The organism is Acidobacteriota bacterium (assembly GCA_039028635.1).
GTDB lineage: Bacteria > Acidobacteriota > Thermoanaerobaculia > Multivoradales > JBCCEF01 > JBCCEF01.
In genome coordinates this window covers 51,154-66,158 of record JBCCHV010000036.1, presented here as the reverse complement: position 1 = coordinate 66,158, position 15,005 = coordinate 51,154, and the positions used below count along the sequence as shown (strand labels likewise).

Here is a 15,005-nt window from a genome sequence, read left to right as displayed (position 1 = left end):
GTCCCGTAGCGCCCTGGGCGAGTCCGGTCCCCCGCTGGGCCCCCCCCGGGGGGGGGGGAGGGGCGGCGGGGGGCACGCCCCGGGGGATCGCCCCGCGGTCCCCCTCGACGGCACTTGGACTCAGTCGGGGCAGGAGTTCAATCTCGACCTCGAACGCCTGCCACCTCCGGCGAGCCCGTCCCCCCTCGCCGACACCTGGTCCGGCATTCTCGAGCCGCCGGGCGCCCAGCTACGCTTGCTGTTCGAGATCTCCCAGCAGGACGACGCCCTCACCGGCCGCCTGGTCAGTGTCGACCAGAACAACGTGTCCTTTCCACTCGATCGCATCGCACTCGACGAGCGAGCCGTGCGCCTCGAAGCCTCGGCCGTCAAGATCGTCTTCGTCGGCACCCTCTCGAAGGACGGCGATCGACTGACCGGCCACCTGCAGCAAGGCCCCGAGAAGCTACCCCTCGAGCTGCGGCGCGGAGTGGTCTTCCCCACCGTCGAGAAGCGTCGTCCCCAGGAGCCCAAGCCGCCCTACCCCTATCTCGTCGAGGAGCTGCGCTTCCCGAGCCCCGAGGCCGGTCTCGAGCTCGCCGCCACCCTCACCCGTCCGCCCGGTGATGGCCCCTTCCCGGGAGTCGTTCTGGTGAGCGGCTCGGGGCCCCAGAATCGCGACCAGGAGATTTTCGACCACAAGCCCTTTTGGGTGCTCGCCGACCACCTCACCCGCCAGGGATTCGCCGTCCTCCGCTACGACGAGCGCGGCGTCGGCGAGTCGGCCGGCGACTTCGCCAGCGCCACCACCGCCGATCTTGCCCAGGACACCACGGCAGCCGTGCGGTTCTTGCGCTCGAACCCCGCCGTCGATTCCTCCGGAGTCGGCATTCTCGGCCACAGTGAAGGCGGCATCATCGCCCCCATGGTGGCGGCCGCCGACCCTGAATCGGTGGCCTTCCTGGTGCTCCTCGGGGCGCCGGCGGTCCCCGGCAAGGAGCTCCTGGTGCGCCAATCCCAGGCGATGGTCGCAGCCGCCGGGGCTTCCCCCGAAGAGATCGAGCAGCAGGGCCGGCTGCAGCGGCGCATCCTCGACACGGTCTTGAGCCACCAGGCCCCGGACGATCTGAGAAAGGCCCTCGAAGGGCTGCTCGACGAACTCGCCGTGCCGGCGGCGGCGCGCAGCCAGCAGATGGCCCAGATGACCGCTCTGGCGAGCCCTTGGATGAAATTCTTCTTGCGCCACGACCCCGGCCCGGACCTCGAAAAGGTGCACTGCCCGGTGCTCGCCCTCTACGGCGAGAAGGATCTCCAGGTCGATGCCGAAACCAACCTCGCGGCCCTCCGCGCGGCTCTCGCCAGGGCCGACAACGCCGACGTCGAGACCGCCGCCATGGCCGCTCTGAACCACCTCTTCCAAACCGCCGAAACGGGCCTGCCGGCGGAGTACGAAGCGATCGAAGAGACCCTCGCTCCGGCACTACTCGACCGCGTCGGGGAGTGGCTCGAGAAGCGCTTCCAGGCGCCCTAGAGATTTCGCGCCGGAGCCGCGGGCCGGCTGCGCGCAGGGAGCCAAGCGGGCTCGACCGGATCGCTTCTTTCGGAAGCGTGGACCGAGTCGATTCTCGCTGGGTTGCCTCTATTGCTCAGACAGTTGCTCCCGGTTCCTGCGCGTCCGATCCCACCTCGGTAATCGCAGCCAGTGCCCAACCGGCTGGTTGACCCCGCGACGGCAAACCGGTCGTCGATCGATCTATCACTTTAGGAGAGGCAGAAGGGCGAGGGCGGGCGCAGCTTCTTCGAGCCGAAGAGCGGCCCGAGGGGGATGGTCTTTGTCGGCCTCATTTCAACGAATCCGTAACAACTTGACAAATAACCCGCCTAAGAAGTCCATGCTTCACAAACTCCTTCTGATGGCGAGCCTGCTGGCGCTCACCGCCTCCCCCGTCCTGGGATCGAATGTCTACGGCAATCTCACCCTCGAGGACGGAAAACCAGGGCAAGCCATCGAGGTAGAAATCAAGTGTCCCGAGAAGACCTACAAAGGCAGGACCAATAGTCGAGGCTCCTACAACATCTACGTCGAGCATCAGGGCCGGTGCAGCCTCCGATTGACCTTCAACGGGCAGCCCCTGAAAGCTCCCGTTCTGTCGTTGGACGATCCCGTCAGACACAACTTCGAAATCGTCAAGACCGCGAGCGGCAAATATGACCTACGTCGACGATAGCTTCTTCGCGAAGGACCGCTGGGACAAAGCGGAGATTCTCCTCAAGCCCCTGGGAGCCATTCTCGCCGCCATGATTGCCGCAATCTTGGGATTCAAGGCGAGTGCCATCTTCGAGCAGCGGCAGCTAGAGGCTGCCGAAAATCACCAGCAGATCGAGCTCATGAAAGCTCGAGAGGAGATCCAGAACCGCAACCAAAGGCAGGTTGTCGATGCCATCATGAGCGCCTTCTTGGTTCCGGAAGCCAAGTCTCTCGACGGTCAATCCACTTCGGAAACGGACCGCGCCGACTTGAAAGAGCTCGAAAACCTCGTCATGCAACTAGACCTGATTGCCAGTATTTTTCACGACTCATTCGATGTCGGTCCCCTGTTTCGACACGTGCACCGTCGACTCGTCGCCTTGTGCGGCGAGCCCGCCCTCTGTGCGGAAACGGGCCCTCTCCGAGATCAGCTCGACAATCTTTCGGAGAGTATTCATCGGCAGCAACTGGCAGCCCTTGCATCTCAGGGTGAGAGGCTGAGTGGGTCGGTTTTCTTTGAGGACCTTCAAGGCGACCAATCCCTGGACAGTGGCGTCGAAGACCAGCCTCTCCGCGGTGAGGATGAGGTCGAGGAGAACGACAACCGCAATGTCGTCATCCACCAAATCATCGACATTCCAGCGGGAAACACCTCGACCCAGAGGCTCGTTCACCTGGAAGTCGCAGGGGTCGATCGAGACGCCAAAGAGATCGAGCTGATTGTTTCGATCTCAGAGCCAAACCCGGCGCTTGCTCCGAAGCTCGATCCTTCAACGATGCCGAATCGGCTCCTCGGTGATGGGAACCTTCCGAATGGCGAGGTTCCGGCGGTGAAATGGGAAGTCAGCGCGCACGATCTCAACGTCAGTCACTACGACTTCCCCTTCGTTCACCGCGAAGAGCTGCCGGACGGCACCGAGATCATGATTTCACTGACGCAGTTCCAAGAACATTTAGCCTGCGAGCTGAACCTGGTTTACCTTTTCGACCACCCGACCCGAAATCCAGTGTGAGGCTCCTCGAGGTCTGAGGCCCTACCCGTCCTCCCACCGAGGAAAGACACGCGGTTCGAACCGAACCTGTCGAGAAAAGAAAAACGGCCCCGGATTCCGGGGCCGTTCGAGGGTCCTTCGTCAGGTGCGCCTCAGGCGGCGATCCGGATCCGGCGGATGGCGAACAGTCCCAGCCCGATGACCATCAGCAGCAGGCCCCAGGTCCCGAGGGTCGGAATCGCCAGGACGTTGCCGTTGACGTTGAGGTCGGCGATCGCGACGTCGGCGGGATCACCGCTCACCGGAACGCCGTCGACCACCGCATCGAGGATGCTGGTGACGTTGGTGTAGATGCCAGTCGGAGTCGACTCCGGCACCAGCACCTCGACATCGAAGGAGCAAGAGCCGGAAGGCGCCAGAGTGCCGTCCGTCAGCGCGATCAGCGAGGTGCCGTCGAGCAGCGAGCCGGCGCCGCAGACGTCGCTCGCCGGCAGACCGATCGCCGCCATCCCCGGAATCACCGCATCGAGGTCATCGGTGAAGGTGATCCCGGTGACGGTGTTGTTGGCATCCGGGTTGGTGATGGTGAAGGTCAGCATCGTCGGGAAGCCACCGATCACGCCGCCGGTGGCGAACACCTTCTCGAACTCGAGGTAGACCACCTCGAGATCCGCCGAGGCGGAGTTGCCGGTCACCCCAACGCCGGCGGCGGTCGCGGTGACCGCCGAGGTGGTGTTGGTGAAGGTGCCTTCGGCGGCATCCGGCGGCAGCAGCACCGTCACCGTGAAGGTGCAGGATCCTCCGGCCGCGAGGCTACCCCCAGTGAGTGAAATGACCGCGGTACCGGCGAGCGTCGAGCCGGCGCCGCAGACATCCGCCGCCGGCAATCCGACCGCCTCCAGGCCCGGCACCACCGCACCGAGATCATCCGTGAAGGCGATGTCGGTGGTGGCAAAGGCAGCCAGGCCAGTGATGGTGAACTCGAGATCGATCGCGCCACCGCGCAGCACCGGGTTGCCGAGGAAGGCCTTGCTGATCATCACGCCCTCGACCACCGAAAGGGTGTCCGTCGCCGGTCCGGTGGAGCCGGCCTCGGAGGTCAGGTCGCCGGTGGTGTTGGCGTAGAGCCCCTCGGTGTCGCTGGTGACGTCGACGTCGATCGTGCAGTTCGCGCTCGCCGCCACCGTGCCGCCGCTGAAGCCGATGGTGCCGCTACCGGCCGTCGCCGTCACCGTTCCCAGGCAAGTGCTCGCCGCGTTGGGCGGACTGGCCACCACCACGCCGGTGGGCAGCACGTCCGTGAAGGCCAGCGTGCCGACGGCGATCGGGTTGGGATTCTCGATGCTGAAGGTCAGCGTGCTGACGTCACCCACGGTGATCGGGTTCGGCGCGAAGGCCTTGGCGAAGGTCAGCGCCTGGTAGTTGGCGGTCAGCGTCGCCGATGCGGTTTCTCCCTGGCCCAGCGACGAGGTCAGGTTGCCGCTGACGTTGAGATTCGCTCCCGGCGTCAGCGAGGTCACGTCGACCTGCACGGTGCAGGTCGCGCCCGCCGCCACGGTGCCACCGGTGTAGCTCACCGAGCCACTGCCTTGCACCGCCGTCAGGGTGCCGCCGGTGCAGGTGGTCGACGCGTTGGGCGGCGTCGCCACCGTCATCCCGGTCGGGAAGACATCGGTGAAATCGAGGCCGGTAGCGGCCACCGTGCTGGCGGAGTTGTCGATGGTGAAGGTCAGCGTGCTGGTATCGCCGAGATTGATGGTCGCCGGCACGAAGGCCTTCGAGAAGGCCTTTTGCGGGTTGACCGTGACGCTGTCCGTGGCGTTGCCGCTATTGCCGGCATCAGAGGTCAGATCACCGCTGACGTTGTTCTGCACCCCGACCGCCGTACCGGTGATGTCGACCGTCACCGTACAGCTCGAAGACGCCGCCACCGTGCCGCCGCTGTAGCTGATCGTGCCGCTGCCGGCCACCGCCGTCAGCGTGCCACCAGTACAGGTGGTCGCGGCGTTCGCCGGGCTCGAAACCTCGGTCCCGGCCGGCAGGTTGTCGACGAAGGCCAGATTGGCGACCGCGATCGGGTTGCTGTTGTCGATCGTGAAGGTCAGCGTGCTGACCTGGCCCAGGCCGATGAACTGCGGCGCGAAGGCCTTGGCGAAGGTCGGCAGGACGTAGTCGACCTGCAGGCTCGAGGTCGCCTGGCCGCCCTGGCCCAGGGACGAGGTGAGGTTGCCACTGGTGTTGAGGTTGGAACCCGGCGTCAACGAGGTGACGTCGACCTGCAGAGTGCAGGTGGCGCCGGCCGCGACACTGCCACCGGAGTAGCTCACCGAACCGCTTCCCGGCGCCGCCGTGATCGTGCCACCGGTGCAGGTGGTCGAGGCGTTCGCCGGAGTGGCGACGGTCATCCCGGCCGGGAAGGTATCGGTGAAGGCCAGCCCCGTCGCTGCCACCGTGCTGCCACCGTTGTCGATGGTGAAGGTCAGCGTGCTGACGCCACCGACGTCGATGGTGGTCGGCGCGAAGGCCTTCTGGAAGTCCTTCTGCGGATTCACCGTCAAGGTATCCGTCGCGGTCCCGCTGTTACCGGCATCGGAAGTCAGATCTCCGGTGAGATTGACGTGCACGCCGACGGCCGTGCCGGTGACATCGACCGTCACCGTACAAACGGCTCCAGCGGCGACGCTGCCCCCGGTGTAGGCGATCGTGCCGCTGCCGGCCACCGCCGTCAGCGTGCCGCCAAGGCAAGTGGTAGAGGCATTCGCCGGCGTCGACACGGCCACCCCGGCCGGCAAGTTGTCGGTGAAGTCGAGCATCGCCACGCTGACGGTGCTCGCCGTGTTGCCGATGGCGAGGGTCAACTGGCTGACCTGCCCCAAACCGATGAAGTTGGGCGCGAAGTCCTTGGCGAAGGTCGGCGACGGGTTGACCACCAGGTCCGCGGTCGCCGGCTGAGCCACCGGAACACCGGCCTGGAAGAGGTCGCTCGTGGTGTTGGGATAGGTGCCAGCCGCGGCGGTAGCCGGAATCTGCACCGGCACCGGAATGGTGCACGAGCCACCCGGCAACAGAGTGCCGCCGGTGAAGGTCAGGAACGATGTCCCAGAGATCATCGAGCCGCCGCCGCAGACATCGGCGAGCGGTAGCCCCGTGGCCACCAGCCCGGTGAGCACCGCGTCGAGGTCGTCCGTGAAGCTCAAGGACGAAACGGTGCTGGTGGCGCTCAGGTTGCGAATCGTGATGCTCAGGGTCTCGCTGCGACCCGGAGCGGTGTCCCCGGAGAAGCTCTTGGTGAACTCGAGGAAGTCGATCAAAAGCACGTCCGAGGCCGGATCGCCGGTCACCGCCAAGCCACCGATGGTACCGCTGACGGAGCTGGTGGTGTTGGTCGCCGTCGACCCCAGGGAAACCGCAGCCGGCACCTGAACGGTGACGCTGAAGGTGCAAGAGCCGCCGGCCGGCAAATTGGCTCCGGCGACCGACAACAGACCAGATCCCACAATGCTCGAGCCGGCGCCGCAGAAGCCCGCCGCCGGCAAGGTCACGGCGGTCAGCCCGGTGAGGGCGGCATCGAGATCGTCGGTGAAGGCGATGCCGGTGGCCGCATTCGCCGCATCGAGGTTGGTGAGGGTGAACTCGAGCGTCGCCGTCCCGCCCGGAGCCACCGGATCATCGGTGAACTCCTTGGTCAGGGAGAGCTGGGTCGAGGAAACCTCCAGCACGTCCAGGGCCGGCGGTATGAACGCGCCGCCACCGCCGATGGCACCGGACAGGTTGCTGGTGCTGTTGTTGTAGAAGCCGGAAGCGGCGCCGCCGGGTACCCGTGCCGTGATCGAGAATGTGCAAGAAGTACCCGCCGTCAAGGATCCGTTCTGGAAAACCAAGACGGTCGGCCCCGAGGTGCCGAGGACCGATCCTGCACCGCAAGGCGCGGTCGGCAGCGCTCCCTCCACCGCCAAACCGCTGAGGGTGGCGCCCAGATTGTCGCTGAACATCAGGTTCGTGGCATCGAGGGTCGAGCCGTTGGAGATGGTGAACTCGAGGGTCACCAGATCGCCCGGAATCACCGGATCGTCGGTGAACTCCTTGGTGAAAGTCAGTCCTCCGATCAGCAGAGTGTCCTGGGCGCCGCCGCCGATCGCCGTAACGCCGGAAACGGTCGCCGTGACACTCGACGTGATGTTCACGAAAGCACCTGGAATCGCACTGGCAGGCACCTGCAGGGTGACCGAGAAGGTACAGCTCGCCCCCGGCGCCAAGGTGCCGCCGCTGAGGGTGAGGAGCGAAGTTCCCGAAAGGGTCGAACCGGTGCCGCAGACGTCCGAGGCCGGCAAGCCCGTGGCCTCCAACCCGGTGATCACGCCGGCCAGATTGTCGGTGAAGGTGATGGCCGTGGCGTCGGCCGGCGCCGCCTCGTCATGGGTCAGAGTAAATTCGAGGGTCACCGTGTCGCCCGGATCGACCGGGTCGTCGGTGAAGCTCTTCTGCAGTCTCGGCGCTCCAACCACCGCCAGGTCGTCGGTCGCCACGTTGCCGGTACGGAAGGTCCCGCCGACGTCCGCCGTGATCGCCGAAGTGGTGTTGAGGTAGGTTCCCACCGGGGTCCCGACCGGAATCAAGAGATCCACCGAGAAGGTACAGGAGGCGCTCGCTGCGAGAGATCCGCCGGTTATCTGAAGGTTCAGGCTGCCGCTGTTGATGAAGGTGAACGCGAAGGATCCGGCACCACAGAAGCCGATCGCCGGCAGCGAGGAGGCCGTCACCCCAGAAATGAAGCCGCCCAGGTCGTCGGTAAAGAAAAAGTCCGACGCCGTCGCGGTCGCGCTGTTGTTGGTGATGGTGAACTCGAGGGTCACCGTGTCGCCGGCACCGACCGGATTGGTCAGGAAGGTCTTGGTCAAGGTCGGGCCGTCGGTGACGACGAGGATCTCGCTCGCCGCTTCGCCGCTCACCGGCGAGCCACCTCGGGTTCCGCTGACCGTGCTGGTGGTGTTGGGGTAGGAAGCGGGTGCCGCTCCCGCCGGGACCTGAAGGGTCACGCTGAAGGTGCAGGAGCCCTCCGCCGGCAGGTTGCCGCCGGCAAGGGTCAACGTGCTGGTCCCCGAGAGGGTCGAACCCGCTCCGCAGACGTCCGAAGCTGGAAGCCCCGTCGCCACCAGGCCGGTGAGGGTGGCATCGAGATCATCCGTAAAGGTCAGCCCGGTCACCGCTTCCGTGCGGCTGCGGTTGGTGAGCGTGAACTCGAGGGTCACCGTGTCCCCCGGCAACACCGGATCGTCGGTGAAGTCCTTTCGTAGGGTGAGATCACCACCGGTGACGGTGAGGACATCGGTCGCCCGTCCAGTGGTAAAGAACTGAAATAAGTTGTTCCTGTAGGTCAAGAAGTCACTGCTGTTGACGGAGGTACCCAAAGCCAGACCGATGACATCGACCTGAACCGTACAGTTTCCATCCATCGGAATCCCGGCATCGGAGGCGTCTGCGCCTGAATAGCCGAAGACGCTTGACCCCGGAACGGCATCGAAGACCCCGCCCTCGCAAGTCGTCGAAACGTTGGCCGGACCGGCAATCACCACTCCAGTCGGCAAATCGTCGGTGATGGTCAGGCCGGCGAAGCCCGGCGATTCGGTGTTGGCGTCGATCGTGAACGTCAGAGTGCTACGCCCACCCAGGGAGATCGTATCCGGCGAAAAGACCTTCGAAAAAGAAACCAACGACGCGTTGATGGTCAGGCTCGCCATCGCCGTCCCGCTGTTGCCCGCTGACGACGTCAGGTCGCCGGAAATGTTGGTGTGGGTGCCGGCGGCGGAGCCGGTGACGTCGACCTGGACCGTACAGATCCCAAAGGCTGACACCGCCCCATCGCTGAAGGTGATCGTGCTGCCACCGGCGGGGGCCGTCAGGGTTGCGCCGGTGCAGTCGCTCGAGGCGCGCGGCGGATCGGCGATGGTGAGAGCTGCCGGCAGCGTATCCGTGAAGGCGAGGTCCGTGACCGCCGAGCCACTGTCGCCGTTGTCGATCGTGAAGGTCAGCGCCACCACCGTGTCGGGGCCGGTGGTGCCGAGCTCGAAGGACTTGCTGAAGCCAGGCTGCGCCTGCGCCGCCGTCGCGCCGCAGAGGGCCATCACCGTGAACAGAACCAAAACCCCTCGCCGCATCAGAAATGAATTCACAATCGACCTCTCTCTCCGTTCAGGAAGGAAAGTCACCCTCGGATATCAGGACCGTCGGCGCACCGCGGACGGCAGACCTCGCTGCTCAGCGAGTCGTGGCTTCACGCAGAGTAAGACCTACCCCACGCGATTGTACCCTCTGGCGGCGAGAATTCCGGTCACCCAGGTGACATCTCAAGAGCGCGCCGCACTCTGTCGCCCAGGCCGCGCAGCCGTTCCCGGGGTTCGTTCGAGTACACAAAACGTATGTACTCCGTGGCATTTTGCCCACCCCACCCCGCCATCGCGGTGGCACACACCTTCTGTGCCAGCAGGCGACGGGACATTTCGGCCCCATTGATGCCGAAGTCCGAAACCCTCATCAGCAGGGACCAGCCCCCACCCGGCACCCCCACCGGCAGGCCGGCCAACTCGTCGAGCATCAGGTCGCGGCGAGCCTGGAGCTCGGCGACGAAGGCCGGCAGGGTTGCCGCCGACCGCTCGAGGGCCAGAGCGACGGCATCCTGCGCCAGGCCCACCGGCACCACCACGTTGGCGATCGAAACCGCCGTCAGGTCCGGCATCAACCACTCCGGCGCCACCACCCAACCCACCCGCCAGCCGATCATGCGCAGCTCTTTGGCCGACGAACCCACCGAAACGGTGCGCTCCGCCATCCCCGGAAGCCCCGCCGGATGAACCAGCTCCCGGCCGTCGAACAACAGCCGTTCCATGGCCGCATCGACGATCAGCAGGAGATCGTGCTGGCGGCAGAGGGCCGCCACCAGTTCCCAATCGTCGGCACCGAAAACCGCTCCCGTGGGCATCGACGGCGACATCAGGAGCATCGCCGTGGTACGCGGCCCGACGGCGGCCCGCAGCCCGGCGTGATCGAGCCGCCACTCGCTGCCAGGCGAGAACACCAGCGGCGCAAACGCCGGCACGCCTCCGGCGAGGCGAACCCGGTTGATCAGGCCGGCATAGGTGGGATCCGTCAGAACCACCTCGTCGCCGACCTCGAGGGTCGCCAAGAGCACGTTGAGGATGCCCGCCAGGCCGCCGGCGGAGATGACGCAGTGGCGCTCGCCCGAATAGTCGACGCCGCTGGTCCGGGAGACATGCTCGGCAGCGACCCGGCGCAAACGATCCTGGCCGACGAAGGGCAGATAGCTGTTGTCGGCGTCGCGCTGCGCCGATCGGCGGGTCATCTCCACCGCCTCCGCATCCGGAAGAACGTCGACGTCGAGGTTTTCGAGGCGCAGAAAGTCCTCGCCAGAGCGATCCGCCAAGGCCCCCATCTGGTCGACACCGATGCCGGCGATGTGGCGCAGCCGCTGCGGTCGCCGGCGCTTCACGACAGTTGCCGTGCCTGCAGTGAAACCTGCTTGCCGCCGTCGAGCACCTGCCGACCGAGCTCGCGAAAGCCGAAGCTGTCGTGGAACCGGCGTGAGCCGTCGTTGGGGGGCTCGATGTCGTACTCGCAGGTCACCGTCCCCACCCCTTGCTGGCGAGCGAAGTCGAAGAGATCGCGATAGAGCATGCCGCCCAAGCCCAGCCCCTGGCAGGCGCGATCGACGACGATGCGATCGATGTAGAGAAAGGAGTCGAGGCAGGACTCGAACCAGCGATAGTTCGGGCTGTCGTAGCCGCTACCCTCGCGAAAGGCGAGCAGGAAAGCGCGGATCTCGCCGTTCTGCTCGACCACCCGATGGTAGGCCGAAAGGGAATCGAGCAACGCCAGACGATCTCCGTCCATCGGGCTGAGGTAGGCCTCGAACTCGAGATTGAGGCGCAGAATGGTCGGAAAATCTCGCGCCTCCGTCGGCCGGATGGCAAGCCCAGAAATCGTCATCGTGGTGACCTCTCCTCCCCGTCATGACCGCCAGCGGTACCGGGCGCCCTGCCCGCTGGCCACCCAGATCCTTCGATGGCCCCATTATCGCCCGCTCCTCGAAACGGATCGCGGGTCCAGCGGCACAAGCAGGAGAACGCTCGGGCTCGAACCGGGCGCCGCAGGTCATGACATGGTTGCAAGATGAATCCGATGATGACCGAGGAGGGAGAGATGAAGAAGCGCTACGCGATGACCTGCCTGGTGGGATTGCTGATGCTGGGTTTCGCCGTACTGCCGGCGATGGCCGACAAGCTGGCCTGCGAGAAGGTGCCCTACCAGGTCAATCCGGACGCCGCCCAGGACCGAATGGACAGCCCGACCAATTTCCTGAGCTGCCCGGCGGGACGCTACGCCCTGTGCTACTACTCCGGTGCCGACCCCTTGCCCTGCACCACCGACGGCGATCGGGCCGACTGCCAGTGCCAGGTCTTCGAAGCCCAGGATGACGCTCCCATGTACGTCGAGATCGAAGGCATCCTCAACCTCTGCGTCTACAAGGAAACGGTCGAGCAGTGCGGCGAGGACGGCTCCGGCTGCCGCAACGTCTGCAATGACGATCCCAAGGCACCGCAGTGCCGCGGCCTCGACCTGCCGGACGACCCGCCGGTCGCCAAGGTCTGCGAGTACATTCGCCGTGGCACCTTCCACCCGGAGTCGGAGATCACTTCGACCTTCAGCTTCGCCACCGTGCTCGACCCGGCGAGCGACGAGGAGTTCGAGATCGGCTGCAATGACCGCTACGGACACTACGCGGGCTGCATGACCGCTCCCTGCGGCCAGCTCGAAACCGCCGAGAACGGCAAACCCTATGTCAGCTGCTCGTGCCCGCTGTGGCCCGCGACGAGCCTCGCCGACTACCAGTTCGGCCGCGCCTGCGGCGACTCCACCACCGGCAACTGCGCTCTGAAGTACGGCCAAGTATGGTCCGCCGCCTACAACCCGGCGGGCTGCCCGACGACTCCCTAGCAGGCTGCTGAAAAAGTCCGCTTCGCGGCTTTTCCAGCGCTGCTAGCTGTTTGTTTCAGGGGGGCTAGAGGCGCCCCCCTCGGCCGCACGCACATGTCGTGCGGCCTCACCCCCGACCTCGGCGGCTCTTGCCGCCGCCGGGCCCTCTCGGGCCCGGTCGCAGGTTGCCGACGAGTTTTTCAGCAACCTGCTAGCGGGCGGCAGCAGGACCGCGGACAGCTTCTACCAGCGCTCGCCGGCCGAGACACCGGCGAGCGCTTTGCACGATGGCCCTAGGAGCAGGTCGCCACCGGGCCCTCGAGTTCGAGGGGGAGCCTCACGCAATAGCCGCCACAGCTCCCATCCGGATTGCAGGTGGGACAGAAATCGCCGAGCGGACCAATTCCAAACAGGCAGATTCGTAACCCCTGGATTTCCTCCTGAGGGGTGCAGCAACCGCTGCCGCTCGCCGGACTTGCCGACGGCGTGAAGAGGCCGAGATTTTCGCCGGCCGCATCAGCGGACGGCGTCTCTTCGGGCGATGGGGCGGCCTGGGCGAGAGTCCCAAGATCTTCGTCAAAGCTGACTGGCGGGCCCTCCGAGGCCAACGCCGGCGAGAGCCCAAAGCACAGAGCTCCGATCAACACGATCGAGAGGGGGAAGAGTTTCTTCGGATTGTAAATATTTTTCATATACTAACAATAGCATATTAAAATAAATAACTACAACCCGCCCCGATCGAGACCTTCTCCCCTACTCGACCTCGACCACCATCTCGATCTCGACCGCGATGCCGATCGGCAGCGATGCCATGCCGACGGCGGCGCGGGCGTGCTGGCCGCGCTCCTTGCCGAAGACCTCGACCAGCAGATCGGAGCAGCCGTTGATCACCGCCGATTGCTGGGTGAAGTCCGGCGTCGAGCGCACCATGCCCAAGACCTTGACGATGCGCCGCACGCGGTCGAGATCGCCGATCTCCCCTTTCAGGCTCGACAGCATGGCCAGCGCCGTCAGGCGAGCCGCTTCGTAGCCCTGCTCCACCGACACGTCGTCGCCCAAGCGTCCCTTGATGTAACCGCCCTCTGCGCGCCAGGGGCCGTGGCCGGACAGGAACACCAGATTTCCGGTACGCACGGCGCGCACATAGTTGGCGGCCGGCGGCGGCAGGGTGGGCAGCTCGAGGCCGAGCTTCGCCAGGCGCCCCTCGGGGGTCGCCGCCTTGGCGTCGTCGGCCATGGCCGCCGGAACCGAGATCAAGCTGGAAAGCACCAGAACCGAGGCCGTAAGAGCCCATAGTCGCTGCATCGATCGCATCGCGAACCTCCTTTTCGGTCGAGAGAACGTCCGCGATATTAGCCCGACCTCCTCCCCGGGGCGATGACCGCTACGGCCGGGAATCGCTCCACGAGCTGGTGTCGCCGGATTCGAAGCCGTCGGCGAAGATCGCCGTTGGATCCTCCAGGCCATCGATCGAGAAGCAGCGGTAGGTGCTGCCGGTGCCGCGGGGATTGCCGCCGTCGGCGGTGCCGACGTCGCGCCAGGTCACCAGCACCTGGGGACGCCCCTGATCGTCGGGTTGGGGCGGAAAGTTGACCCCGGGACGATCCTGGACACCGCTGGTCACGGTGTTGGCCCGCGTTTCGCCACCGATCGGGTTGCCATCGGCGTCGTAGACCTGGAGGTAGACGTCGAGCTCGTCTCCCTGGACACTCGAATCACCGGCCCAGACCACGGCACTCAGGCCATCAGGGCCATAGGCCACCGCCGGCTGGCCCTGAGCGTTGACGGTAGTGGTGTTGACCACGAAGTCTCCACCGATGGGATTGCCGTCGGCATCGAAGCGGCGCCCTCGCACGTTCACCGGATCGCCGGGGGCATCGTCGAGGTGCTCCCAGACGACCAAGAAGTCACCGCCTTCTGGATCCGCAGCCACTTCCGGCAGCAGATTGCCGAAGCTCGCCGCCGTCGTCGAGATGGTGAACTCCGGCGACACGACGGGGCTGGGGCCGGCGGTATCGACGATATTGCCGACGATCTGCGGCAGGTTGGTGGCCGTCACGACCAGGCGATTGCCGGCCGGATCGAGCAAAGCGACGCTGGGGTCGGCGCGTCCCGGAGGACTGATCAGAAAGCTCGGGTCGATGACATTGCCGGTCGCGCCATCGATGCGTTGCCCGCGAATCTCGGCGAAGCCACCCGGCGGAATGTCGGTGTAGACCACCGTGACGCGGCCCTCGTCGTCGATGCCGACGTCGGTTCCCGCCAGGATCACATCCGGGAACGGCGCCGTCGGGATGTTGTCGATGATCGGTACCGAGAGCAGGGATTGACCGCTCTCGTCATAGGTGGCGATTCGCACCGCCAGGGTCTGTGGCATGGCGCCGTCGACGGCGAAGCTGAAAACGACGAAGTCGCCATCGTCGGCGGCGTTGCGCCGCCGGCTACTGCCCGGCGTCACTTCGGCGACGGTGGTCAGCTCGATCGGCAGAATGTCGAGCTCCTGGGGATCGGCAGTCTCGTGAATGACGTCGTTGAGAATCGCCATCTCCGGCGCCATCGCCGGCCGAAAACGCGTTCCTCCGAAGAGCACATCGGCGAAGGTTCCTCGAATGCTCTCGACGCGAAAGCCACCCAGTGAGGTGCCCGATTCCGGCACCTCCCCGATCTGGCCTTCCGCCGTCGGCACCACTACCGGCCCCCCGGCACCGGCGACCGCCGCCAGGACGAACCCGAGAGTGGCGAGCTGAAGCACGAGAACCCATCTGACCTTTCGCTGGCGCATGGCGCTCCTTCCTGTT

Annotated in this window: 9 protein-coding genes; 4 read left to right on the top strand and 5 right to left on the bottom strand. The window is 65.6% G+C overall.

The annotated features are described in order from the left end of the window. The 3 genes from AAF604_15340 to AAF604_15330 all read left to right on the top strand — a co-directional run. Window positions 1–1,510, top strand: a 1,510-nt coding sequence (locus AAF604_15340) for an alpha/beta fold hydrolase (protein ID MEM7051043.1), incomplete at its 5' end; no start/stop codon positions are given. Window positions 1,511–1,871: 361 nt separating this feature from the next. After that, complete coding sequence (locus AAF604_15335) at window positions 1,872–2,207, top strand: hypothetical protein (protein ID MEM7051042.1); 336 nt, start codon at window positions 1,872–1,874, stop codon at window positions 2,205–2,207. Further along, entirely contained in the window at window positions 2,188–3,240 is a 1,053-nt protein-coding gene (locus AAF604_15330; GenBank protein ID MEM7051041.1) for a hypothetical protein, read from the top strand. The genes AAF604_15335 and AAF604_15330 overlap by 20 nt, the downstream gene beginning before the upstream one ends. A 131-nt stretch (window positions 3,241–3,371) precedes the next feature. On the opposite strand, the gene AAF604_15325 is transcribed toward AAF604_15330, so the two are convergent. From AAF604_15325 to AAF604_15315, 3 genes are all read right to left on the bottom strand, one after another. Next, on the bottom strand, window positions 3,372–9,389 hold the full coding sequence (locus tag AAF604_15325; protein MEM7051040.1) for an IPTL-CTERM sorting domain-containing protein: 6,018 nt from the start codon (window positions 9,387–9,389) through the stop codon (window positions 3,372–3,374). A gap of 158 nt (window positions 9,390–9,547) precedes the next feature. Continuing rightward, a complete protein-coding gene (locus AAF604_15320) occupies window positions 9,548–10,723 on the bottom strand; it encodes a pyridoxal phosphate-dependent aminotransferase (protein MEM7051039.1) in 1,176 nt (391 codons plus the stop codon). Next, window positions 10,720–11,220: a GNAT family N-acetyltransferase gene (locus AAF604_15315; protein ID MEM7051038.1), complete on the bottom strand. Its 501-nt coding sequence runs from the start codon at window positions 11,218–11,220 to the stop codon at window positions 10,720–10,722. Before AAF604_15315 ends, AAF604_15320 begins: the two co-directional genes overlap by 4 nt. A 213-nt stretch (window positions 11,221–11,433) precedes the next feature. Here AAF604_15315 and AAF604_15310 point away from each other — a divergent pair, with 213 nt between their 5' ends. Then, the gene (locus AAF604_15310; GenBank protein ID MEM7051037.1) at window positions 11,434–12,228 is read left to right on the top strand and encodes a hypothetical protein; all 795 of its coding nucleotides are present in this window, start codon (window positions 11,434–11,436) and stop codon (window positions 12,226–12,228) included. Between the two features lie 732 nt (window positions 12,229–12,960). Here the strand turns inward: AAF604_15310 and AAF604_15305 are convergent. Continuing rightward, window positions 12,961–13,443, bottom strand: coding sequence for a RidA family protein (locus AAF604_15305; protein MEM7051036.1), 483 nt, complete (start codon window positions 13,441–13,443; stop codon window positions 12,961–12,963). Between the two features lie 148 nt (window positions 13,444–13,591). Continuing rightward, on the bottom strand, window positions 13,592–14,989 hold the full coding sequence (locus tag AAF604_15300) for a hypothetical protein (protein ID MEM7051035.1): 1,398 nt from the start codon (window positions 14,987–14,989) through the stop codon (window positions 13,592–13,594). Window positions 14,990–15,005: the final 16 nt, after the last annotated feature.

Bases quoted from the DNA above. Each gene is read 5' to 3' on its own strand.
- AAF604_15335 (MEM7051042.1), top strand. From the start codon at position 1,872: ATGCTTCACAAACTCCTTCTGATGGCGAGCCTGCTGGCGCTCACCGCC.
- AAF604_15330 (MEM7051041.1), top strand. From the start codon at position 2,188: ATGACCTACGTCGACGATAGCTTCTTCGCGAAGGACCGCTGGGACAAA.
- AAF604_15315 (MEM7051038.1), bottom strand. From the start codon at position 11,220: ATGACGATTTCTGGGCTTGCCATCCGGCCGACGGAGGCGCGAGATTTT.
- AAF604_15310 (MEM7051037.1), top strand. From the start codon at position 11,434: ATGAAGAAGCGCTACGCGATGACCTGCCTGGTGGGATTGCTGATGCTG.
- AAF604_15305 (MEM7051036.1), bottom strand. From the start codon at position 13,443: ATGGCCGACGACGCCAAGGCGGCGACCCCCGAGGGGCGCCTGGCGAAG.
- AAF604_15300 (MEM7051035.1), bottom strand. From the start codon at position 14,989: ATGCGCCAGCGAAAGGTCAGATGGGTTCTCGTGCTTCAGCTCGCCACT.